Here is a 23,156-nt window from a genome sequence, read left to right as displayed (position 1 = left end):
CGATCATGCAGCCAAAAGCCAAGGCGGTTCTTGGACCGAACTCCGCTATAGCGTCCCAGCGCGCGTTCGTTCGAAACGCGTCGCATCTCCGTCACGCCGTCAAGAAGATCCGAACGTCCAATCGTTATGACGAAACCGCACCGTCACCTCGCATACGACGTTGCAAAATCAGGATGCGACAAAGCGTCAAACGCGCGCCGCTCACAAAATTTGCGCGGCCGTGCATCCAAATTGGCGTCTTGCACCTAGTGATGACGTGGCAACAGTTACATCAATGTTCCGCCACTTACATCGAAAGGAGGCCAACATGCTAGAGATGACCAATCTTGCTCACCCTATCGAACTGTCAGATGAGGAGCTCGACCTCGTGGCCGCCGGCACCGGCGGCTGTGGGTGCCATGATGGATCACTGATCCGAACTGGCGACATCAATGTCCTCAGCGGAAACCAAGTTCAGGTGGGCCTGCTGTCCAAGCAGTCCCAGTCCCAAATCTTTGTTGGGTAAAGCCAAGATGCGTCGGCGAACCGCTTCTCCATAAGGGGAAGCGGTTCTCCGGTATCGACCCGCAGTCTTGCTGCGGCGGAACGCTACTCCGCGCAGCGCTGATGAGTAAGAGCACAGCAAGGCGCGCCCATGGCGACTCGGCCAGCTCTATTTCGCAAGGAAGCCGTCGACTTTTTGCATCAGCGCCACAGCTGGGGTGAGGTCGTATTGCTGCAGCCGCTATCGAGCACGCTCCTTAGCTGGAGCCTGGTGGGGCTCGTCATACTCATTCTGTGCTTTCTCTCAATCGCGCAATACGCGCGCAAGGAGACCGTCTCCGGGTATCTCACGCCGACCTCCGGCACAGCCAAGATTTTCGTGCCACAACAGGGCTTCGTTAAAGCGATACAAGTGAAGGAAGGGCAAGAGGTTGCGGAGGGTGACCCGCTCCTGACCGTAGTCACTTCCCAAATCACCGCCAGTGGCGATGACGTCAATGCCACCGTCCTTGCAGTGCTGACGCAGCAACGCAATGTGGTCGAGCGACAAATCGATGCGGAAGATCGACGAACCGCCTCGGAACAGGATCGCCTCGCTTCCACGATCAAGGGGATTGAAGGAGAGATTGCCCAGCTCGAGGACCAGCGGAACATCCAAAACGAGCGGTTGAAGCTTTCCGAGAGCTTCGTATCAACGGGCGCTGAGCTAACCGCGAGCGGCGCATTGCCAACGATTGAGCTCAAGCGCCGCGAGCAGGCCGCCCTTGAGCAAAAGCAGAGCGTGGTCTCGCTGGATCAGCAGATCACCGCACGGCGCACCCAATTGACAGACGCTCGGCATACACTCGAGCAACTCCCCACCGTCGCCGCAGAGCGGATCCGAGGACTGCGTAATGAACTCTCCTCGATCGAACAGCGCGCGGCCGAGGTGAACGGGCGGCAGGCTTACGTTATCAGGGCGCCAACGAGTGGCCGCGTGTCCACGCTGCAGGCGACTGTTGGCCAGATCGCCGATCCAAGGCATATGCAGCTCGAAATCATTCCTCTTGATGCGCACTTGCAGGCGGAGCTGTTCTTTCCGACACGCGCGTTTGGCTTTGTGCGCCCCGGCCAGCAGGTAAGAATACTTTATGAGGCATTTCCTTATCAGAAATTCGGCACCTACCGCGGCAGCGTGACAAAGGTCTCCCACACGATTCTGACCGGCAACGAAACGACCGGGCCGATCACCCTCAAGGAACCAGCTTACCGTGTGACGGCGGCTCTCGAGCGGCCCGACATCGACGCCTATGGCCGCAAGATGCCGCTTCAGCCGGACATGCTGCTGAGGGCCGACGTGATCCTTGAGCAACGGCCCCTGATGAGGTGGCTGCTCGATCCGGTGTTGAGCGCGAGGATGTAGCGCATGCAGGGACTTTTGAATTTCAGCGGACGCAGATCCCTCCCAGTCATCCGGCAGACGGAGGCGACGGAGTGCGGGCTCGCATGCCTCGCCATGGTAGCATCTTATCATGGTCATCGAACTGACCTGAACAGCCTGCGGCGCCGGCATCCGGTGTCCCTAAAGGGCGTCACTCTTCGCGACCTCATGCAGATTGCAGCTCACCTCGGACTGGCATGTCGGCCGCTGCGAATCGAGATCGGCCACCTCTGCCAATTACGTGTGCCGGCCATTCTGCATTGGGACATGGCTCATTTCGTTGTTCTGAAAGCATACAGGAGGAAAGGGATCGTGGTGCACGATCCGGCAGCCGGCGAAAAATGGCTCCCCCTCACTGAAGCGTCTAGACACCTCACCGGGGTCGCGCTCGAACTCTCGCCCACTGAAAAGTTCTGTCGCACGGATGAAAGAGTGCGGCTGCCGTTCTCGGTGTTCTGGAGCGGAATGAACGGAAGCAATTATGCTCTCGCCCAAATATTAGTTCTGTCGGTAGTCATCGAAATTCTTCTACTCGCCGCCCCTTTCTATATGCAACTCACCGTTGACGAGGTCATCGCCAGAGGAGATGTCGATCTGCTGGTCGTACTCGGGCTAGGATTCGCGCTCCTTCTCCTGATACGGGTCGCGTCAACCGCGACCCGCTCGTTCATTATTCTTGTTCTGCAGAACACGTTGAGCTTTCAAATCGGCGCGCGGCTGTTTCATCATTTGGTGCGCTTGCCACTCTCATTCTTCGAAAAGCGGCACATCGGCGACATCCTGTCTCGCTTCAACTCGATCGAACCCATCCGCAACGTGCTCGCGGAGGGATTGATCACGGGGCTGATCGACGGTCTCATGTCGGTGTTGATGCTGGCGTTGATGTTCACCTACAGCGTCCAGCTCGGACTTGTCGTCCTGCTGGCGTTCGCGTTGTATGCCGCCCTGCGGCTCGCTCTCTTCGGCATGTTCCGACAACGGAGCGAAGCCGCCATTCACAGCAAGGCAGACGAGAACTCCACCTTCATCGAAACCGTGCGAGCGGTGCAAAGCCTAAAGTTGCTCAACCGAGAGAACGAGCGGGAGGGCCAGTGGCTGAACCGCTATGCTGCGTATATTAATGCCAACGTGCGGCTAGGGCGGGCGAGGATCAGCTTCAAAGCCATGAACGACACGATATTTGGCTTGGAGAACGTGATCACGATCTACCTTGCCGCTCGTCTCGCACTGGACAACCTCATCACGGTTGGCATGATATTCGCGTTCGTCAGCTACAAGCTGCAGTTCGCTGAGCGGACAGCGCTGTTGATCGAGAAGCTGGTGGATGTCCGCATTCTCGGACTGCACCTGGAGCGTCTTGCCGACATTGCGCTCACCCCGCTCGAGCGGGGGCACGACCTGGACCTGTCCTATATCCGACAGATTCGCGGCGCGATCGAACTGCGTAACGTGTGCTTCCGGTATGCAGAAGGAGAGCCTCTGATTCTCAACAACGTCAATCTGTGCGTTGCTCCCGGACAATTCGTGACGATCATGGGACCCTCGGGCTGCGGCAAGTCAACCCTTGTCAAGATTATGCTTGGGCTGCTCGAGCCGACAAGCGGAGAGGTTCTGATCGACGGCCTTCCACTGAGCCAGATCGGAGCGCGCGTCTATCGCGAGCAAATTGGCGCGGTGATGCAGGAGGATCAATTGCTGTCGGGGTCGATTGCCGACAATATCTGCTTTTTTGATACGACATTCGATCTGCAGGGGATGATCGAATGCGCGCGGATTGCCGGGATCCACGACGACATCATGGCAATGCCGATGAGCTACAACAGCCTCATCGGCGACATGGGAAGCTCGTTATCCAGCGGGCAGAAGCAGCGAGTACTACTTGCGCGTGCGCTCTATAGGCGACCGAAGATCCTCTTTCTGGACGAGGGCACGGCACATCTCGACACCGAGAAGGAGAAGGAAATCAATGCGAATCTTCGGCATCTAAACATGACGCGGGTGAGCGTGGCGCACCGACCCGAGATCACCCACGGAGCGGATATGTTCATCCGTCTTGACGCGGCGGCGAAGCCATTTCGGGTCGGAATGACAAGCGACAGACCAGCAGCGGCGCCTGAGCGAGATGTCGGGGCCACCGAGTTTGCCGCCGAAGGTGCGAAATCGACCGAGACCGCGCACGCTCACGATGCCTGCCCCGGGGGTGCCACGGGCAATGGCGCGAAGCGCGATCCTGGCTCGAGGGACGCCAACGACGACTGCCAACCACCCAAGGATTACGGCCGGCCGTCGAAAGACGACTGCAACCTCAAGCCGTCCGGCGCCTGCGGCAAAGCCGATAACCCGGGTGAAGCGCTGGCCAAGATCGACTTCTCGCGATGCTGATTTCGGGTTCGCGCCGTCTGGATCTCGGGTGGCGTCGCTTCGATGTCGTCCGACGACGGGCTCGGATGTGGCATCGGCCGGCCAAACGCGAGACTGATTGATCCGCCTGAGGGTCAAATTCCGGGAGGGCAATCGAGAGAAGGGCCGTGGCCACAGAAGATGAGGCTCGCGCGCACCAAGTCGGAGCCCGCCAGGCGCGGGCTCGCCATTGAAGGTCACCAGCACAGTCCGCTTATTGAGTTGGGCTGCGAAAGGCGCTCCGTCGCAGCTTCAGCATGCGGCTGCGCATGGCCAAATTTGCGCGACGGTGCGTCCAGATTGTCGGCTTCCGACTAGAAACAACATGGCAACCGCTACAGCAGGTTCGTTCGCAGGGTGGCCGAAAGCAGGCAGGATGCCCACCGCGTACATCGACCAAGAAGCGAGCGATGCCTGGGCTTCTCCGATTGGAGGGTGAACGATGGACGTGCATGACGAAACAACCGATGATCTAATCGGCGAAGGGACCATCATCATAGACGGACGCAACGAGAGAGTCTCTTACTGGCTCACCGTTTCTCCTGAGGGTGATCCCGTACTTGCTGAGGGCTCAATCTCGGGATCGGAACGACTCATAAGAAGCCTTATTAACGCAAGAAATGTCAAGCTTGCTGTGGGGGCGACGGGCCGGTTGTCACCCTCGAATGCGAAGGCGGCTCAGGCGAAGAGCAGTGGGTCAAGGCTCTGACCGGCTGAGAATCACAAGACTGGTATTTGGCTCTCCATAACAGGGCGTTCCGGCGAGTCCTATAATAGACCGGCCTAAGACCGAGGCCGAAGCAGCCCGTTGAGACACGCGTTCCAGTGCAATGATTGACCGAAAGCAGCTCCAGGATATGTCCATTGACGAGTTGTGGGAGCTGCACCAGGACGTCGATTCAGTGCTGGCCGCGAGGATAGCCGCTAAGAAGGAACTCCTCGAAAGTAGGCTCGAGCAACTTCGCGACCAAGGGCAGCAACCAGGAAAGGGCTCAGGCGATTCCTCTGAGAGCTAACGTGGAGGCGCCTTCAAGGCGGCCAGCGTGCCGACCTCAGCGTGCCCCTTGTCTAGTGCGTTCGTATCCACGCTTGGCACTCCGCGCAAACGTGTGAAGTTGTTTTTTTGCTTTCGTCATCGACCATTTCCCTTTGTCGAATCGGGCAGCCCGGCGCTATCGCGCAGGGCCTAACCCACCTTGTGAATACCAATGCCGCCGGCGATCGCCGGTGGCTCTGTTCAACTGGTGTTCCGGTCGAAGGCCGTGTTCGGTGCGTCAGGTCTGTCGCTTCTCTATTTGCCAAATTGTTCGAGCCTCGTTGCAAGCCTCGCCTGTCTCACCTCAGCCAAGCCGCGAGAAACGCACTCAACGGTATTTGCTATATGTGGTGGGATGCGTTTCCGAGCTTGGCTCTTGCCGAATGGATCGTGCTGCGCCTAAACGGCTCAGAGATCGGGCCGAAGAGTGCGCGGGACTGGCCGAGATCATGAAGGCCGAGATGGCCCGCGACACCTACTGAAAGCTCGCTGAGGCTCACGAAGCTTGTGGCGAACAACGACGAATCAATTCGAGAATAAAGTAACGGGGGAGTCGGCACCTCTTTCACTCCATCTCGGCGGGAAAAAGTGGCACCGTTTTTTATTTCGCGCTAGCCTTGTGCCATACGCGAGTCGGGGGGATTCATGGAACGGAAGCCTTTCGAGAGCATGGCTCTTGAAGAGCTCTGGCAACTTCACACCCTCGTCAATGATGTTCTGGCCGGGAGGCTTTTGGCGAAGAAGGAAGAGCTAGAGCGCCGACTGGAGCTCCTCAAGCGCGAAGACAAAGCTCCCCATTAAGGCCTCGCAATCCGCTCGCCGGTTCGCCTGGCAGGACTAGCTGCTTGAGGGAACCTTGATTGCTGGCGCGAACCGCTCGGAGAATGTTGCGGCCTTTGCATCCCGTGCTGCGGAAAGGGCAGCCGAAATAAACGTCGAGCATCCGATGGTTGCGAGCACTAGGAGAGCCGCACCGAAAATCAGGCTACGCATTTGAGCCTCCCGCAACGGGCGTTACCAGCACAGCATCGGATTGCGTTGTTTCAGCTTCGCTTCGTTGGCGGCCTCAAATGGCTTCATACACGCGGCCGTGAATGCGCCCCATAACCTCTCAGGCGATTTGAGCGCTCACCCTCATCGTCCCGCGCGGCGACCCTGGCGCGCTCCTGCTGCTCCACAGTCGCGAGAAGGTCGAGCTGGCGGAAAGCAGGTCCTGGTCGTGCATAAACTTTACGTCGTTCTGCTTTCTGCCGGCGCTTGGACACCTTACGCACGGATCGAGAATACGCGGTTGACAGGATGCTGCAGTGTTCCCTCCGGGAACAAATCGACCTGGCTGGGACGCGGTAGTCGTCGTTTAAATTTGTTAAGGACTAGGTTCGCCGAAAAGGGAAGACTTCGAGCGGGTGCCCAACGGCGGCGCCAAAGAAGAATAGTTGGGGGCGTCCATGAGCACCCGCGGTCGAGCGGTGATACCTGCTGCTGCAATTCGCGAACGTCTTCAGAGCATCGTTTCTGCACTGGTTGAATTAGAGGAAATCCGAGCCCGAGTTCTCGCGGCTGAACAGAGCGAAAAACCAACAAGGCCCAAGCCGAAGAAGCGCCCCCGCCGAGGCAAGCCCACTAGCAGGAAGCGCTAGCCGCGTCGCCCATGGCTTGCGACCGCGGCGGGCGGCCAGGAGCGATCCTTCCTGCTCTCAGTTCGACTGTTGGTCTTGCGTGCCATCGTTCCCACGACCTGTTGCCAGCTCGTCCCCACGGGCAGAAATATTCCATGGACTCGGATTCACAAATTTGAATCCCAAGCGGACGATTTCTTGGGATGAAGCTGTGTTTGCCGACTAGACAGCGGCAGACCTCTCGGTCCCAGCTCCGTTTTTCGATCCGGAAAAGCCTCCAGGCTGGGGCCGATGTGGTCTACTCCGGAAGCGAGCCTTTTCCTCCCAGCAGCCGCGCATAGTGCAGCTCGAGCCAACGTCCGGCCCGTACACGCCGGCCGATGATGGGCCTGCTCATTGATCTATCGCAATGGTCTCCTCGGAGGGATGGTCCTCCCAGGAAGCTTGCGATGGGCACGGATTACATGGCGGAAGCTGCCCGGCATCGTAACCGTCCGGTGAGGCTTTCAATTACCCACAAATTCTGCTCCGACCATGGCGCCCAGCGCAATGTCGGTGAGGCGCGACAGCCCGCGCCACATGACGGTATTACCGGGCGGCGGATCGCTGGCGCGGGCGAGATAACCGCCGAGCCGGGCGATCTTGATCAGATAGTGCGAGAGCGTTTTCTGGCTTCCTTTTGGTTTGTCGTTGACGAGGCGATCGAGCACGCCGATTTCAGTCGCAGTCAACGCGAGGGTTGGCGGCGCGTCTGGGACGGAGCGGTTGAGCATCGTCATCCAGAAGACCCGCCAAGTCAGGATGCAAAACAGCGAGATCAGATTGGTCAGACGCTGGGCGGTCCTGAGCTTCGACTCCTCAGCTTTGCAGCCCGATTTGAGGATCTTGTGGAACACCTCGATCTTCCATCTCAAAGCATACCATTCGAGCTTCTCAATGGCGTCGGCGCGGGAACCAACAGGCAGGTCGGTGATCAGCTTCCAATCGATCTTCTTTCTGTTTTTCGGCGTCCCGCGCTCTTCGGCATGGATCACCGTCAGGGTCAGAGCGGGATAGCGCTTCTGCTTTCCAATCGGCGGCAGGACTCGAATCTTGCGATACCTGATCTCAAGAACGGCCTGGTCGGAATCGCCGTTGCTGTCTCTGACTTCGATGCGATGGAGCCCTTTGACGGCGACCTCGTCCATTTCGTCGGCGATCGTGTGATCCCCGTCTCCAGCTAAGCGGTCGACGCAGGTCCTGATCAGGAAATGAGTTCCGGTCTCCTGCGCTGCGCAGAAAAGCTCGTAGATGTCACTCTCGCGATCACCGATATGGATGCATCGTCCCGGATGATCCAAGAGTTGCGTAGACTGCTTGAGATTTTCCAACCACCGGACGCTTTCCTTTTTCTCGATGGGAATCCGGGTCGGATTGATCTTCTTTTTAAGCGCTGCTGTTCCCTTGAATTTCTTCCGGGTCCAGAACTTGACGGCCGCCAACCCCAGCGGCACACCTTCGATTGTAACCGCGAGGCTCGAATGCATCAGGATGCCGCAAACCGTGTGCGATCTGAGGCGACCCGCCTTATCCCGTCCACTGTTTATGCTCTTCGTGATGCCGATCGCTTTCTGACTTCTCGCGTTGATAGCTAAATTCGGTCGTGTCGTGCAGCACAAGAACGAGACCTTCAGTGGCGGCACGATCACGTGTCGATTGGAAATGGCCGGCCAGAATGTCCGCTTCGCTGACCCGGTCATTAGAGAAGAAGCGGTAGGCTGCCTTGGTATTCGCCCAATCCTGGCAGACGAGCGGAATGCTTTGTCCCATGGCGCTTCCAATCTGCGTGAGCAGTTTGCGGAATCTGTCGCCGAGCCGCGCGTCCCTAAACTCGCATCCGCTACTCTCTCGATCAATCCAACATTCATCTTCCAAGGACCGCAAACAGCCTTTTGCCGATCGATCCCTTAATGTCAGCCCCATAGAGCACCCCCTCGCGAATCAGGTGCTCAGCAAGGAATCACAAGTGATTCTTTCGATTCAAGATTTCGCCGATCAGCGGATCAGCCCGAGTCGTCAAAGTTATGGGTAATTGAAAGCCGGTGAGGGCCGCGGAATGATCGCGTGGCGCGGTGGCCCGATCAGGCCGCAGATTGAACAGGGCTGTTCTTCCATTCCCAAGGCAGCAGCTCATTGAGCCGACCTTGCGGGGTGCTAGCGATGCTGGCCAAAACGTCCGCGAGCCAGGCTTGCGGGTCGATGTCGTTGAGCTTTGCTGTCATGATCAGCGTCGCCATGATGGCTGCGCGGTCGGCACCACGTTCCGAGCCGGCGAAGAGCCAGGACTTGCGGCCCAAGGCAAAGCCGCGCAGCGCGCGCTCCGCCGCATTGTTTGTCAGGCAGATCCGTCCGTCTTCGATGAAGCGGGCAAACCGGTCCCAGCGGCGCAGCATGTAATCGATCGGCTTGGCCACCGATGACGAGTTCGACAGCCGACCCCGCTGCTCGCGCAGCCATGCTTCCAATGCAGTCAAAAGCGGCGCGCTTTGCTCCTTGCGCACCCGCAGACGCTCTTCGGCCCCTTGGCCGTTGAGGCCGCGCTCAATATCGAACAACGCATGGATGCGCTTGACCGCCTCCAGGGCAATCGGCGAGATCGTCGCGGCGTTCTTGTCGCGCCTCGCGGTGGCCGCGATGTCCGCCAGCTCGAAGAACTGCCGCCGGGCGTGGGCCCAACAGAGTGCGGACGTGATCGGTCCCTGCGCGCGGGAGGCGTCATACAGCTCGTTGTAGCCGCTATAGGCGTCGGCCTGCAGGATGCCGGAGAAGCTTTGGAGATGCCGCGTGGGATGCTCCTGCCGTCGATCGCGCGAGGCGTAATAGAGTGCAGCCGGCGGCGCCCGTCCGCCAAACGGCCGGTCGTCGCGAACGTAGGTCCAGATATGTCCTTTGACCGTCTGGCCCTTGGCCAGGATCGGCACCGTGGTGTCATCGCCATGCAGTCGCTCGGCGGCGAGGACGTGACGCTCGATCAGCCGATAAAGCGGCTGCAGGGCCGTCGCACAGGCGCCGACCTGGTCAGCCAGTGTCGACAGGCTCAGATCGATGCCCTCCCGGGCATAGCGCTCGCTCTGTCGGTTCAAGGGCTGATGCTGGCCGAACTTCTCGAACAGGATCATGGCAAGCAGGTTCGGCCCGGCAAAGCCGCGCGGCGTCACGTGGAACGGGGCTGGCGGCTGGGTGATCGTCTCGCAGTCCCGGCACGAGAACTTCTCGCGCACCGTCTGGATCACCTTCCACTGCCGGGGAACGACCTCCAGCGTCTCCGTAATGTCTTCGCCCAGCTTTGATAGCTTCGATGAGCCGCAGCAAGGGCAGCTCTGCGGTGCGGCGATCACGACCCGCTCGCGCGGCAAATGGTCGGGGAACGGTTTGCGCGACGGCCGCTTGCGTTGGAAGGACCTGACGGTCTGTGTCTTGGCCGCCGCCCTCTCGGCTGCCAATTCGTCTTCGGTTGCGGTTGCTTCCAACTCTTCAAGCTCAAGCTCCATCTGCTCCAGGAGCCGTGCCTTGCGTTCCGAGCGGCTGCCATAAATCTGGCGACGCAGCTTCTCGATCTCGAGCTTGAGGTAACTGATCAGGGCCTCGGCCGCCTTCACGTCGGCAGCTTCCGCTTTGGCGCTCGCCGCAACCGCCTCCGCTTCCAGGCGCGCGGCACGCTGCGCGAGGATCATCGCATGCGCGGCGGCAAGATCGGTGGGGAGCGATTCAGATGTGGTCACGATGATGATGGAATCACATCCATCACGATCCGCAAGGTCAAAGCCTCATCCGACCGATGTCGGCCGCCACGTCTCTTGTGGGTGCCACCAGTCAATCCCGGACAGAAGATAACCGAGCTGCGCCGACGAGATCGTCACCACACCCTCGGCCGGGCTCGGCCAGATGAAGCGCCCCCGCTCCAGGCGCTTCGTGAACAGGCAGGCGCCCTGGCCGTCATGCCAGATGACCTTCAAAAGATTGCCCCGGCGACCGCGGAAGCAAAACAGGTGGCCGCCCAGCGGGTCGCGATGCAAGATCTCCTGAACCTGCAATGCAAGCGACGGAAAGCCCTTTCGCATATCGGTATGGCCGGTCGCGAGCCATACCCGCATGCCGGCCGGCAACGGGATCATCGTTGCCGTCCATCCGTCAGCGCTGCCACGACTGCGCTCAGCGTCGCCGCATCAACCGCACCGGTGATCCGCATCCGAGCCCCGGCCGCGAACTCAATCTCGATCGCACCGCAGCTTCCCGAGGGAGCCGTCAACGGTCGCCGCTCTGGCGCAATCGAGACTGCCGCAAAACGGACCCCATCATCCTGCCGCTGCATCGGCTCGGGCCCGCAAGCGAGGACGCCGGTGCGCACCTGCCGCCGGCAAGCCGTAACCAGATTGCGGTGAACGTCATGTCGCCGAGCAACCTCGACAACACTGGCCCCAGGCGCCAAACTCTCCTCCACGATCCGAAGCTTCTCGGCACTCGTCCACCGCCGTCGCCGCTCAGGACCGGACAGAACCGTAACCGTCGTCACGTTTGCTCATTTGCTTGCGAATTAATGAGCAAACCATCTCACGCTCGAACCCGATCGGGGAAGGCGGCCCCCACCGGCTTTCAATTACCCATAACTTTGACGACTCGGGCTGATCCGCTGATCGGCGAAATCTTGAATCGAAAGAATCACTTGTGATTCCTTGCTGAGCACCTGATTCGCGAGGGGGTGCTCTATGGGGCTGACATTAAGGGATCGATCGGCAAAAGGCTGTTTGCGGTCCTTGGAAGATGAATGTTGGATTGATCGAGAGAGTAGCGGATGCGAGTTTAGGGACGCGCGGCTCGGCGACAGATTCCGCAAACTGCTCACGCAGATTGGAAGCGCCATGGGACAAAGCATTCCGCTCGTCTGCCAGGATTGGGCGAATACCAAGGCAGCCTACCGCTTCTTCTCTAATGACCGGGTCAGCGAAGCGGACATTCTGGCCGGCCATTTCCAATCGACACGTGATCGTGCCGCCACTGAAGGTCTCGTTCTTGTGCTGCACGACACGACCGAATTTAGCTATCAACGCGAGAAGTCAGAAAGCGATCGGCATCACGAAGAGCATAAACAGTGGACGGGATAAGGCGGGTCGCCTCAGATCGCACACGGTTTGCGGCATCCTGATGCATTCGAGCCTCGCGGTTACAATCGAAGGTGTGCCGCTGGGGTTGGCGGCCGTCAAGTTCTGGACCCGGAAGAAATTCAAGGGAACAGCAGCGCTTAAAAAGAAGATCAATCCGACCCGGATTCCCATCGAGAAAAAGGAAAGCGTCCGGTGGTTGGAAAATCTCAAGCAGTCTACGCAACTCTTGGATCATCCGGGACGATGCATCCATATCGGTGATCGCGAGAGTGACATCTACGAGCTTTTCTGCGCAGCGCAGGAGACCGGAACTCATTTCCTGATCAGGACCTGCGTCGACCGCTTAGCTGGAGACGGGGATCACACGATCGCCGACGAAATGGACGAGGTCGCCGTCAAAGGGCTCCATCGCATCGAAGTCAGAGACAGCAACGGCGATTCCGACCAGGCCGTTCTTGAGATCAGGTATCGCAAGATTCGAGTCCTGCCGCCGATTGGAAAGCAGAAGCGCTATCCCGCTCTGACCCTGACGGTGATCCATGCCGAAGAGCGCGGGACGCCGAAAAACAGAAAGAAGATCGATTGGAAGCTGATCACCGACCTGCCTGTTGGTTCCCGCGCCGACGCCATTGAGAAGCTCGAATGGTATGCTTTGAGATGGAAGATCGAGGTGTTCCACAAGATCCTCAAATCGGGCTGCAAAGCTGAGGAGTCGAAGCTCAGGACCGCCCAGCGTCTGACCAATCTGATCTCGCTGTTTTGCATCCTGACTTGGCGGGTCTTCTGGATGACGATGCTCAACCGCTCCGTCCCAGACGCGCCGCCAACCCTCGCGTTGACTGCGACTGAAATCGGCGTGCTCGATCGCCTCGTCAACGACAAACCAAAAGGAAGCCAGAAAACGCTCTCGCACTATCTGATCAAGATCGCCCGGCTCGGCGGTTATCTCGCCCGCGCCAGCGATCCGCCGCCCGGTAATACCGTCATGTGGCGCGGGCTGTCGCGCCTCACCGACATTGCGCTGGGCGCCATGGTCGGAGCAGAATTTGTGGGTAATTGAAAGCCCCACCGGAGGCTTGCCCGGCATCGGCACGTAGCCGAGGAGTACCGAACCCTAGCGTTTGGTACGTCAGATGAGGGGCTGCGTGGGATGTACCTTAGACTTGCAGACAATTACGATCTGCTCGTTGCAAACGAAGATAGGATTGCCAGCAATCGCAAGCTCGTAAACTAGAGGTCGCTCCATTGCGACTTTATGCCGACTTGGCATTGGCCCATCTCGGATTTCTGGGCCCTTATGCTCGAGTGGTACCGACCTCGGCAGATGCCCACACTTCGACTGCTGTTGGAGCTTGAGCGGACATCAGCCGGCAAGCCGATCATGAGTACGTAGGCCCAGTTTTGGGCTATGCGGCGCCTCTGTCTGAGTCGCGATGATGCACTCAACGCCGGGGGGCGCAACCATGGCCCGCGGATCATAGGCGCATCCACACTGTAGAGCACTTTCCTGACAGGCGATCGATTTAGGCTGAAGGATGCGGTCCATGGTTTGCAGGGCGCAATCGTGGAGCGTTGGCAGGTCGCGATCATCGGCAATGCTAGCACTCAGCTCTACATCCTGGTGTAGCAAACGACGCACAAGAGCACTTCCATCGGGGCTGATCTACGACCTTAATCGGTATAAGCGCGTGGTCGCTCGGTTTCTGCAGTCTCGTTTGAGGGCAAGCAACGTCGCGCCCGTTCGATCTGTGCGTCAGTAGCGCCATGATTGCGTGCGTACATCTCGGCCACTTGTGCCGAATATTTCGCGACGTAGTATCTGACCTCGCTGCACGAGATGCGCCCCGTGGGCCTGTGGTGACGCGAAGCGAAGGCTTCGGACCCCAGCGGAATCAGCAACAAAGCAACAATAGCCGCGACCCGTACCATCATTCTCCCCGCCCCATCTATTTGTCTGGTTGGTTAGGAGAGAGCAGGCCTGAATCGCGCACGCGACGCAAATTAACAATCGTGCACCGATCCAAAGAGCTGTGCGACTGTTGCTCCGACGCTTCGGTGCTGGGCAGGTACCGGATAATGAGGTCGCAGTCGAGCGATCTGGCGCGAGCTTCCTAGAAAGCGGAAGTGGCAAGTTCGATCATCGCACTGCACGGCTCTACGAGCTCGCAAGAGCTATCTCCGACGAAGCACTCTCCTTCGACGACTGGCTTTAGAGATACGGCCAGTCCTCGCAATCGTTCTCGCCTGCGCGGCTCGGAGGCGACGCCGGAGGGTCTGCAGTTCTCGAAAAAGTGCGACCAGTCGCTCGACCCGCTCGCCCAGAATAGTCGAATAGTTGTAAACTCGACCTCGATTACTCATTGCTGCCCAAACCATGATTGTTGAAAGCAATAGGTGGTCGACAACGGGAAAAATATGCAATCCAAGGTAGCAACATACAACCCATAAATGACGACAGTATTAAAATGGGCCATGCCAAGGTCCCGTTGTGACAGCGCATTCCTTTCACTTGCCTTTCGGGTCGTTTTCGTCCCGCAAGTTCGGCCTGTTCGGCAACGCTACCGGCTTGGTCCCGCAGCATCACGCGCGCCCCGTCTCTCAGGCTAATTTTCGCTCGCTGGTTAACCGTGAGCGTCACGATAGTATCACCGGTGCCCGGGCTTGACTTGCGCGGAATGCTTTGGATAGCGCGGTCGGGATGATTGACGCCGCCGGCGCGCGGTGATGGGGTGACCCTGGTTCGGAGGGTAACGAGATCAGAATGACCAGCGAGTCGCAGCTGCGCGAGAAGCTTCGGAAGATCGAGGCCTTGTTCGCAGGTGCCGGAACTGCTGGTGAGCGCCTTGCGGCGGAAGCCGCGCTGCAGCGGGTGCGAGCTAGGGTCGAGGAACTCGCTCGCCACGATCCACCGATCGAACAGCAATTCTCACTTCCGGACCAATGGTCTCGGCATCTTTTTCTGGCGCTTTGCCGCCGATATGGGCTGCGGCCGTTTCGTTATCACCGGCAGCGACGCAACACGGTGATGGTCCGTGCATCACGAGGCTTCGTCGATCGAGTCCTGCTGCCGGAGTTCACCGAGCTGGAGGGTGCGCTGCAAGTGTATCTGCACGAGGTGACGCTGCGCGTGATCCGCGAAGAGATCTACGACGACGCCAGCGATGCGCAGGAAGTTCCTGACGCCTTGCCGTCGAACTGATCAAGCGGCGAGCTTTGCCTCCGAACCGTCGCGTTCGGCCTTCCAATTCCACGGCAGCAGCGTGTTCAGCTGATTGATCTTGGTGCGTCCAGAGACGATGCGCTCGAGAACATCGGTCAGATAGTGCCGCGGGTCGATGTCTTGCAGCTTTGCCGAGTTGATGAGCGAGGCGAGAATGGCCCATGTCTCGGCGCCGCCTTCATTGCCGGCGAACAAGTAGTTCTTCTTTCCCAGGCCTATCGGCTTGATGCTGCGCTCGACCGTATTGCTGTCTATTTCGATGCGTCCGTCATCGATGAAGCGCGTCAGGCCGTCCCAATGGTTGAGGGTGTAGCGGATGGCTTTGCCCAGACCGGACTTCTTCGAGACTTCCAGCAGTCGCGCTTCGAGCCAGGGTTTGAAGTCCTCGATCAGCGGCTTGGTGTTGGTTTGCCGCACCGCAGCCCGATGCGCCGCTGGCAGACCGCGGATGCGATCCTCAATGGCGTAGAACATCGCGATCCGTTGCAGCGCTTCCGCGGCAATCGGCGACTTCGTCGCGACGTGAACGTCCCAGAACTTCCGCCGCGCATGCGCAAAGCAGAACGCGAGCTGCACCAGATGGCCGCCATTCTTGATCAGGCCCTTGTAGGCGGCATAGCCGTCGACCTGCAGGATGCCGTGGTAGTCCCCGAACAGCTGCTTGGCGCGGATCGCCTTGCGATCCTCGGCAAACATGTAGACCACCGCCGGCGGCGCCGGGCCACCCCACGGACGGTCATCGGTGGCGATCGCCCAGAACTGGCAGACTTTGGTCCGGCCACGGCCGGGATCGAGAACTGGCAGCGGCGTCTCGTCGGCAAACAGCCGCGGGTAGGACATCACTGTGTCGCGCAACAACGTGTGAAGCGGCTTCAGCCACCAGGCGGCGCGGCCCATCCACGAGGCCAGCGTTTGCCGGTCGAGCGTGATGCCTTGGGCGGCAAACATCTGTTCCTGGCGATACAGCGGCAGCTGGTACCCGTATTTCATCACCGCGATGTGGGCCAGCAACGCTTCCGTCACCATCCCACCGTCGATCGCCTGGGCCGGCGCGGGTGCCTGCAGGACACCCTGGCGGCATCCCCGGCAGCCGTACCGCGGGCGCACAATGCGCTTGACCCGGTACTGCATCGGAATGACGTCGAAGGCTTCCTTGACGGTCTCCCCGATCTTGTGCAGCTGCTCGCCGCAGCAGGGGCAGATCTGGCTCTCCATATCGATCACGACATCGATGCGCGGCAAATGCTCCGGAAGCTTCCCACGGTTGCGTCGCGCCGGTCGCTTTCCACGGTCCTCCGCTCCGTCGGGCAGCCTGCCTCCGGTCACGTCGTCGTTGGCGGCGGCACGAACCGCCTGTGCCGTGATGGTGAAGAGAGACAGCTGTCCGAGATCCAGTGTCTCGGAGCGGGGACCGAAGATCGTGCGCTTGTACTGGGACAGGATCATCAGGAGCTTGTCGTTCTCCTGGATCGCAGCGTCGCGTTGGGCGATTGCCGCATCACGCTAGGCCGAAAGCGAGCTGCATTCCGCCGACAACGCCGCAAGCCGTGACGATAGCACTATCACGGTTTGACGGAGCAATGCTGGATCGAAAGGCAAATCACTCATGCAGAGTGATTCTACAACAACTCCGCATGAGTGACGAACGACTCTTAATAAGGATCAACCAGCTCGTAGTGGCTGATCCACAACTCGCATCGGCAGACGCTTCCAGTCCGAGCCATCGAGCAGCACCGAGAGCTGAGCATGAGATAGCGGCATGACGCCTCCCTTGATCGGCGGCCAGGTGAACTGTCCCTCGATTCTTTTGTAGTAAAGGACAAGGCCGCTCCCATCCCAGGTCAGGATCTTCACGCGATCTCGGCGCTTGGAGCGGAAGACATAAAGTCCGCCGTCGAACGGATCGGCTCCAAAGGCCTCGCTCACCAGCATCGCCAATGAGTCCATGCCGCGGCGGAAATCGACCGGCTGCGTCGCAATCCAGATCGACAACCCAGATCGAAGCCCGATCATCGACCAATCGCCCCGACTGCCGCCAGCACCTCGCACAGTGCCCGCCGGTCGATTGTCCCCCTGACACGGATCCGAACCGCGCCGACCTCGATCTCGATCGCCGCCTGCTCCCCACTCGGCAATTTGCTCCCGCAGCCGATGATCGCGGCCGGCACAAAGCCAGGTAGCATGCCTCTGTCCCCGCGCTCCGCGACTGGCGCCTGCGTTGCCTGGCGACGCCAGAGAAACAACAGGCTTGGACTGATATCGTGCCGCCGCGCCACCGCGGACACGCTCGCCCCCGGCGCAAAACTCTCCGCAACAATCGCCGCCTTCGCGTCGGTCGACCAGCGCCGACGCCGGCCCGTCCCCGTGATGATCTCGATGCGCTGCAGCGTGTCGGCGCGCTTCAAGGATAGACGTATGCCTATCCTTATCGCTATCCTTACGACTATCCTTACGACTATCCTTGGACATTGTGACCCCGCGACAAACCATTCCGCGAGATATTCTTAGCCGACCAGATCAGCCCTCAGTGCGTGGTCCCTGGATGACGCTCACGGTTAACCGGTGCGGATCGAGCGCCGCATCATGAAAACACCGAAGCCAAAGCAACGGGCCGAGCAGGAGATCGGACGATTGGTCAGGCTCGCCCGGCAGGGATTTGGCACATCGAAGATAGCCGCCGAACTCGGCCGCCATGCTGGATCGGTGAGGCGCATGGCACGAACGTTGGGACTGCTGTTGAAGAAGTAGTCCCGCGAGCGATGTTGAGCGCAGCGCGGCGGACCTACAGCCCAAAGCCTCGGCCAATCTCCCGCGCAATCTTGAGCGCGGCGTCGGTATGGCGGCCATAGAAGAACGCTCGATCAAGCTGCGAAAAGATACCCATTCCAAACAGCGCTGTGGCAACGCCTCTAAACATAGTTATGGACCGGGTTGAACGAACAGCAAAAGTTCAAAAACGGCCCCAGCCGCAGGTCGGGAGAAACAGCCGGGGCCGGCATTCCCATTCCAATGTGCCGCAATCGGCGGTAATCGGCACGTTCCTAGCAAGCCACGTGAAAGCTAATGAACTGTTTCGAAGGACCGAATTAGGAGCGAGGCGCCTGATCTCACAAACGCGCACTTCCAACGCAACATAGCGGCAACGGCCCGTGTTGTACGTTGGGGAGCGCCCCCCGGAGTGGCATACTTCTCCTCGTGGGTGTGGATAAAACCCGGCGGCTCGCGTAGCATCGGCAAGGGTTCAACGTCTCACCGGGATCAGACAAATGAGCCGTTTCCTGCTGTGCAGCGTAGCCGCTGTCTGCCTCGCCGGAGGTTTGGTTTGCCATTCGTCCAAAGCGAATGCTGTCTTTTGGCGCGGCATCACCGCGCCAACTGACATCGATATTCATGGGTGGCCGATCATCAAAGAGCCCCCGCCGAGCCCATGCCAGTGGATACGGGTGAGCGGTGGCTACTGGGTCCGACAGTGCGTTTACTAGGCCAGCATTAGCCCATCGCTCAATTCAAACTTAAGGCCAAGGCGCACGTCGTGCGGTGGTGTTACTCCTCCTCTGTGCGGCGTAGGGGGGTGTCGAAAGATGACGGTAGATTTGCTATCGCATGCTCCAGCTCGGTAGCGATGGCCCGATAGCGCACGATCAGTCGCGCATATACATCGCGCTTAGCCTGATTTTTTGCAACAATCTGAAGTCGCTCGCATTCAGCAATTTGCGCGCGCAGCAGGTCTAGTTGGGCTTGCATTTCCTTCATGCGCCGAGTTGATATTTCTGCGACATTGGCGTCAATGCAGAAAGTACCCACAAGCGAAGGTCCGCCAGTTGGATGCTAGTCTATCGCACCTCGGAGCCGGACGAACTCTAAGAACCCTAAAGGCCCGTTCGCCGGTGCAGCCTGACAGTACGCCTCCGACGAGGACCGTCTTGCGTGACGGGTGGTAATTCGCGAAGCGTGTGACCTTAAGTCTAGCTTTAAGGTCATCAGGCGATGCGGGTCGAGGTTTTGGGCGGGCTCGAGCGGCGGCGGCGTTGGTCGCAGGACGACAAGGCACGGATTGTCGAGGAGACGCTGGCACCGGGCGCGAAGGTAACTGAGGTTGCGCGGCGCAACGGAGTAGCGGCCAGCCTGGTGTTTACCTGGCGTCGCCAAGCACGGACATCGGAACAAGTTGCACCATCTTTTACGCCGGTGCAGATCGCCGCCCTAGCAGCCTCGGCTGAAGAAACTCCGAAGCTTTTGCCTACGGTTGATGGCCGAGTTCGTTCGGCGGCAGCTGCGCGTACTGGATTGATAGAGATCGATCTCGGCAACCGACGGTGCATCCGGGTGGATGCGCACGTCGATCCGGAGGCGGTGGCGCGGGTCCTCGATGTGCTTGGACGCCGATGATTTCTGTACCAGGGAATGTGCGAGTGTGGCTGGCTACAGGCTACACGGATATGCGCAGAGGCTTTCCATCGCTGGCCCTCCAAGTGCAGGAGGTGCTGCACAAAGAACCGCTTAGCGGTCATTTGTTTGTCTTCCGTGGTCGCCGCAGCGATCTTGTGAAGGTGATCTGGCACGATGGTCAGGGAGCCTGCTTGTTCACAAAAAAACTCGAGAGAGGAAAGTTTATCTGGCCATCGGTTGCCGGTGAAGCGGTAACGATCTCGCTGGCGCAGTTGAGCTACCTGCTGTCCGGGATCGATTGGCGCAATCCGCAAGAAACCCAGCGCCCGACGCGGGTCGGATAATCGTTTTGGGTTTGAATCTGATGCTCGATCTGATTCAATGGCTTCATGACATCGAAGCCGGATGATCTTCCGTCGGATCTCGCAAGCGCCTACCTTGCGCTGCTGGCCGAGCGCGAGGCGTTGCAGGCTGAACGCGATGTGGCAGTCGCGGATGCCGCCAACGCGCGGGCGGAGCTGTCGGACAGCGAGGTGCTGATCGCTCATCTTGAGCTACGGATCGAGAAGCTCAAACGCGAACTGCACGGGCAGCGCTCCGAGCGCACGGCGCGGCTACTCGAGCAGTTGGAATTGGAGCTCGAAGAACTCGCCACCACGGCGACCGAGAATGAGCTGGCTGCGCAGGCTGCCGCGGCAAAAACCCAGAGCGTGAGCGCCTTCACGCGCAAGCGGCCGGTGCGCAAACCGTGGCCGGACGACATCGAACGTGAGCGCGTCGTCATCAAGGCTCCAACGACCTGCGCCTGCTGCGGCGGATCGCGGCTGGCGAAGGTCGGCGAGGATGTGACCAAGACGCTGGAGGAGATTCCGCGTCGCTTTAAGGTCATCGAGACGGTACGCGAGAAGTTCACCTGCCGCGATTGCGAGAAGATCAGCCAGCCGCCGGCACCGTTCCATGCGACGCCCCGCGGCTTCATCGGCCCACAATTGCTGGCGACGATTTTGTTCGACAAATTCGGCATGCATATCCCGCTCAACCGCCAGAGCGTGCGCTTCAAGGCCGAGAGGATCGATCTGCCGCTGTCGACGCTGGCCGACCAGGTCGGCCACGGAACCTTCGCCGTCATGCCGCTGTTCCAGCTGATCGAGCGTCACGTGCTCGCGGCCGAGCGCCTTCATGGCGACGACACCACCATCCGCGTCCTGGCGAAGGGCAAATGCACGACCGGCCGGATCTGGACGTATGTGCGGGATGACCGGCCGTTCGCCGGGCCTGCGCCGCCGGCGGCGGTCTATTATGCCTCGGGCAATCGACGGGGCGAAAATCCTCAGAGGCATCTGGCCGCCTTCGTCGGCATTCTGCAGGCGGATTGCTATGGCGGCTTCGAGCCGTTGTTCGACCCAAAAAGGAAAGCAATGCCGATCACGCCGGCATTTTGCCTGGCCCATGCGCGGCGGGGATTCTTCGAGCTGGCTGACATCGAGAAAGCCGCCCGGGAAGGCAAGGGCAAACCGGTCTCTCCGATCGCGCTGGAGGCGGTCAGGCGTCTGGATGCGTTGTTCGAGATCGAGCGCGCCATCAACGGCCGTAGCGCCGACGAGCGGCGTGCCGTGCGCCAGGAGCGGAGCAAGCCGCTGCTCGACGACATGCACGACTGGCTGCTCCGCGAGCGAGAAAGCCTCTCGCGCTCCGCCGAGGTCCTGAAGCCCATGAACTACATGCTTAAGCGCTGGGACGACTTCGTCCGCTTCCTCGACGATGGCAGGATCTGCTTGACCAACAATTGCGCTGAGCGTGCATTGAGAGGCATTGCCTTGGGAAGGCGCAACTGGACCTTCGCTGGCAGCCAGCGTGGCGCCGATCGTGCAGCTATCATGCTGACGATGATCACGACCTGTCGCCTCAACGACGTCGATCCCAAGGCTTGGCTCGCCGACGTCCTCGCCCGGATCGCTGATCTTCCCACCTCGCGTCTGCGCGAACTGCTGCCCTGGGAATGGAAGCTCCTGCACCAAGCCGGCAAGTCCGCCAATCAGCAAGCCGCCTGACCCTTCACGCAACGCCATCGTAGAACTCGCCGTGCTCGCGCGCATGCGTCAATCAGGCGGCCTTCGTCGTATGCGTACGCCTGACATTCGATGCGAAGATGAACAACGACCCGCTGGAACGTCTTGGTGCCATCGCGGGTCAGGGCATGCTTAGCTCCTTGGTGTTGCGCTGGCGTGGCGCTCACGTGCGAGTGAAGATCACGCGATCGGACTCCAAGCGAAAATCGCAGCGGTGCTCTTCGTAAGCCGCGAATTCGGAAAGAGCGAGTATGCCCGCGCTGTCCCATTCATCGAAGGCAACATCGCTGGTTGAGTAGAGTTGGGCCGCCTCGCTCTTGCTAATCCATCCGCTCGCGCCGACGGGTAAGCTTTGAAGAGCCACAGATAATGCAGCTTCGGAGCTGGCATCGAGATGCAACGGCCAGGAGGGGGCGATTACCTTGCTTTGCCGAAACCGAGACTTAAACCAATCCATCAAATTAGCTCCCGAGCAATCGGGCCTGAAGTGCTTCGGCGGCGCGTTGATCCGCGTCAGCGTTTGAAAGAAAGTGCCCGTAGACGTCAAATACCCTTGATCGAGCTATGCCCCATTAGGCGCTGGATCTGCTTCGGGTTGTGGCCGTTTTCGATCCAGAGGGAAGCACAGGCATGGCGCAACGCATGCCGTATTATCCTGCCACAATCGTCTGCGGTGCACCAGCGTCGTCCAGCACCGACTTAGCAGCCTGGCTCGGGCTTGACTAACCGGCCCATTGCGGGAAAACGCGCCCGCTGGTGCGGCTTACGCGACCGTCCTGTTTACGGAAGCGCTGCAATCGACCGTAAACCGCCAAACGAGTTCGGCCTAACTGCCGGCCGATCTCGGTTGCAGTCATACCGCTTTCGATGAGCGCACGGAGATGCGCCTCTTCCTCGGGCGACCACGGACGTATTTCCAGTCTATTGTTGGACATCGCCGATTCCTCCCAGCGACAGCACAGATCATGCCTGCTCACGCAGGGTTACTAGAGCTCTCGAACGCAACGCCGATCAGATTGCCACTCGACCAGATCAATCGGCAACTTCGAATGCTGCGATCTTTTTCAAGCATCAGCTTGAATGTGGAATTCACGTATCGCTTCGACGGAAGCTCGATTGCTGCGCCTTGATCCGACATGTTGACCACGCGACAACGCAAACTGGCGCCGTCGCCGAACACGTAGGCGACCTCGTCCACCTCGATACGCTCACGCTTTCGACGCTCGATCATTCTGTGCTGCCCGCAACGAACTCATTCGTCCAATGTGCATCGCGTCTGTAGCAGCCTGAGTTGTCGCGCGATCTGCCTTGCCAGGTTGGATCGCTCCTTGGCGAGCCTGCTTCTCTCCTCAACCATGTCGTGTCCGTCCTGTTCAAGC

General features: G+C 59.6%; 23 protein-coding genes. 10 read left to right on the top strand and 13 right to left on the bottom strand.

The features are described from left to right. The first annotated feature begins 307 nt into the window (after positions 1–307). The 4 genes from P6U28_RS02835 (at position 308) to P6U28_RS02820 (ending at position 6,140) form a co-directional block, all read left to right on the top strand. Complete coding sequence (locus tag P6U28_RS02835) at positions 308–505, top strand: hypothetical protein (RefSeq protein WP_244607743.1); 198 nt, start codon at positions 308–310, stop codon at positions 503–505. Positions 506–634: 129 nt separating this feature from the next. Further along, positions 635–1,885 carry an HlyD family efflux transporter periplasmic adaptor subunit gene (locus P6U28_RS02830; RefSeq protein ID WP_407121698.1) on the top strand — a complete coding sequence of 417 codons (1,251 nt, stop codon included), beginning with the start codon at positions 635–637 and terminating at the stop codon, positions 1,883–1,885. Positions 1,886–1,888: 3 nt separating this feature from the next. Continuing rightward, positions 1,889–4,285 carry a peptidase domain-containing ABC transporter gene (locus tag P6U28_RS02825; RefSeq protein ID WP_129145978.1) on the top strand — a complete coding sequence of 799 codons (2,397 nt, stop codon included), beginning with the start codon at positions 1,889–1,891 and terminating at the stop codon, positions 4,283–4,285. Positions 4,286–5,984: 1,699 nt separating this feature from the next. Continuing rightward, positions 5,985–6,140, top strand: a complete 156-nt coding sequence (locus tag P6U28_RS02820) for a hypothetical protein (RefSeq protein WP_160118875.1) — start codon at positions 5,985–5,987, stop codon at positions 6,138–6,140. Between the two features lie 1,324 nt (positions 6,141–7,464). Here the strand turns inward: P6U28_RS02820 and P6U28_RS02815 are convergent. The 5 genes from P6U28_RS02815 to tnpA (P6U28_RS02795) all read right to left on the bottom strand — a co-directional run bounded on the left by P6U28_RS02815 (position 7,465) and on the right by tnpA (P6U28_RS02795) (position 11,510). Beyond that, positions 7,465–8,484, bottom strand: a complete 1,020-nt coding sequence (locus P6U28_RS02815) for an IS4 family transposase (RefSeq protein WP_407121697.1) — start codon at positions 8,482–8,484, stop codon at positions 7,465–7,467. Positions 8,485–8,524: 40 nt separating this feature from the next. Then, positions 8,525–8,920 (bottom strand): transposase DNA-binding-containing protein, encoded by a 396-nt coding sequence (locus tag P6U28_RS02810; protein WP_245509744.1) that lies wholly within the window; start codon positions 8,918–8,920, stop codon positions 8,525–8,527. 158 nt (positions 8,921–9,078) lie between these two features. After that, the gene (gene tnpC / locus P6U28_RS02805; protein ID WP_407123194.1) at positions 9,079–10,671 is read right to left on the bottom strand and encodes an IS66 family transposase; all 1,593 of its coding nucleotides are present in this window, start codon (positions 10,669–10,671) and stop codon (positions 9,079–9,081) included. Between the two features lie 93 nt (positions 10,672–10,764). After that, a complete protein-coding gene (gene tnpB / locus P6U28_RS02800; protein ID WP_129146456.1) occupies positions 10,765–11,112 on the bottom strand; it encodes an IS66 family insertion sequence element accessory protein TnpB in 348 nt (115 codons plus the stop codon). Continuing rightward, positions 11,109–11,510, bottom strand: a complete 402-nt coding sequence (tnpA, locus tag P6U28_RS02795; RefSeq protein ID WP_129146455.1) for an IS66-like element accessory protein TnpA — start codon at positions 11,508–11,510, stop codon at positions 11,109–11,111. The genes tnpB (P6U28_RS02800) and tnpA (P6U28_RS02795) overlap by 4 nt, the downstream gene beginning before the upstream one ends. A gap of 193 nt (positions 11,511–11,703) precedes the next feature. On the opposite strand from tnpA (P6U28_RS02795), the gene P6U28_RS02790 reads away from it, so the two are divergent. From P6U28_RS02790 to P6U28_RS02780, 3 genes are all read left to right on the top strand, one after another. Then, a complete protein-coding gene (locus P6U28_RS02790) occupies positions 11,704–12,099 on the top strand; it encodes a transposase DNA-binding-containing protein (RefSeq protein WP_245509744.1) in 396 nt (131 codons plus the stop codon). Between the two features lie 40 nt (positions 12,100–12,139). Continuing rightward, positions 12,140–13,159 carry an IS4 family transposase gene (locus P6U28_RS02785; RefSeq protein WP_407121697.1) on the top strand — a complete coding sequence of 340 codons (1,020 nt, stop codon included), beginning with the start codon at positions 12,140–12,142 and terminating at the stop codon, positions 13,157–13,159. 1,749 nt (positions 13,160–14,908) lie between these two features. Next, a complete protein-coding gene (locus tag P6U28_RS02780; RefSeq protein WP_407120961.1) occupies positions 14,909–15,298 on the top strand; it encodes a hypothetical protein in 390 nt (129 codons plus the stop codon). Here the strand turns inward: P6U28_RS02780 and tnpC (P6U28_RS02775) are convergent, their stop codons facing one another. The 4 genes from tnpC (P6U28_RS02775) to P6U28_RS02760 form a co-directional block, all read right to left on the bottom strand. Beyond that, the gene (tnpC, locus tag P6U28_RS02775; protein ID WP_407121696.1) at positions 15,299–16,765 is read right to left on the bottom strand and encodes an IS66 family transposase; all 1,467 of its coding nucleotides are present in this window, start codon (positions 16,763–16,765) and stop codon (positions 15,299–15,301) included. A gap of 216 nt (positions 16,766–16,981) precedes the next feature. Beyond that, complete coding sequence (gene tnpB / locus P6U28_RS02770; protein ID WP_122401294.1) at positions 16,982–17,332, bottom strand: IS66 family insertion sequence element accessory protein TnpB; 351 nt, start codon at positions 17,330–17,332, stop codon at positions 16,982–16,984. Next, positions 17,329–17,724: an IS66-like element accessory protein TnpA gene (tnpA, locus tag P6U28_RS02765; RefSeq protein WP_407121695.1), complete on the bottom strand. Its 396-nt coding sequence runs from the start codon at positions 17,722–17,724 to the stop codon at positions 17,329–17,331. The genes tnpB (P6U28_RS02770) and tnpA (P6U28_RS02765) overlap by 4 nt, the downstream gene beginning before the upstream one ends. A gap of 1,138 nt (positions 17,725–18,862) precedes the next feature. Further along, positions 18,863–19,123, bottom strand: coding sequence for a hypothetical protein (locus P6U28_RS02760; RefSeq protein WP_129146471.1), 261 nt, complete (start codon positions 19,121–19,123; stop codon positions 18,863–18,865). A gap of 183 nt (positions 19,124–19,306) precedes the next feature. Here P6U28_RS02760 and tnpA (P6U28_RS02755) point away from each other — a divergent pair, with 183 nt between their 5' ends. From tnpA (P6U28_RS02755) to tnpC (P6U28_RS02745), 3 genes are read left to right on the top strand one after another with little or no spacing between them, the layout of a single operon-like run. After that, positions 19,307–19,708, top strand: coding sequence for an IS66-like element accessory protein TnpA (gene tnpA / locus P6U28_RS02755; RefSeq protein ID WP_129146472.1), 402 nt, complete (start codon positions 19,307–19,309; stop codon positions 19,706–19,708). Next, positions 19,705–20,052, top strand: coding sequence for an IS66 family insertion sequence element accessory protein TnpB (gene tnpB, locus P6U28_RS02750; RefSeq protein ID WP_035701064.1), 348 nt, complete (start codon positions 19,705–19,707; stop codon positions 20,050–20,052). The genes tnpA (P6U28_RS02755) and tnpB (P6U28_RS02750) overlap by 4 nt, the downstream gene beginning before the upstream one ends. A gap of 45 nt (positions 20,053–20,097) precedes the next feature. Then, complete coding sequence (gene tnpC, locus P6U28_RS02745) at positions 20,098–21,759, top strand: IS66 family transposase (protein WP_122401599.1); 1,662 nt, start codon at positions 20,098–20,100, stop codon at positions 21,757–21,759. 181 nt (positions 21,760–21,940) lie between these two features. Here tnpC (P6U28_RS02745) and P6U28_RS02740 read toward each other — a convergent pair whose 3' ends face one another. The 4 genes from P6U28_RS02740 to P6U28_RS02725 all read right to left on the bottom strand — a co-directional run bounded on the left by P6U28_RS02740 (position 21,941) and on the right by P6U28_RS02725 (position 23,008). Continuing rightward, positions 21,941–22,234, bottom strand: a complete 294-nt coding sequence (locus P6U28_RS02740) for a hypothetical protein (RefSeq protein WP_129145641.1) — start codon at positions 22,232–22,234, stop codon at positions 21,941–21,943. Between the two features lie 86 nt (positions 22,235–22,320). Beyond that, a complete protein-coding gene (locus tag P6U28_RS02735; RefSeq protein ID WP_376707335.1) occupies positions 22,321–22,428 on the bottom strand; it encodes a tyrosine-type recombinase/integrase in 108 nt (35 codons plus the stop codon). A 71-nt stretch (positions 22,429–22,499) separates the two neighbouring features. Next, positions 22,500–22,712 (bottom strand): GcrA family cell cycle regulator, encoded by a 213-nt coding sequence (locus P6U28_RS02730; protein ID WP_129145640.1) that lies wholly within the window; start codon positions 22,710–22,712, stop codon positions 22,500–22,502. Positions 22,713–22,750: 38 nt separating this feature from the next. Then, on the bottom strand, positions 22,751–23,008 hold the full coding sequence (locus tag P6U28_RS02725; RefSeq protein ID WP_129145639.1) for a PilZ domain-containing protein: 258 nt from the start codon (positions 23,006–23,008) through the stop codon (positions 22,751–22,753). Between the last annotated feature and the right edge of the window lie 148 nt (positions 23,009–23,156).

The sequence above is a fragment of the Bradyrhizobium sp. STM 3561 genome (genome assembly GCF_045571455.1).
Lineage (GTDB): Bacteria > Pseudomonadota > Alphaproteobacteria > Rhizobiales > Xanthobacteraceae > Bradyrhizobium > Bradyrhizobium vignae.
This window is presented reverse-complemented; position numbering and strand designations above follow the sequence as displayed.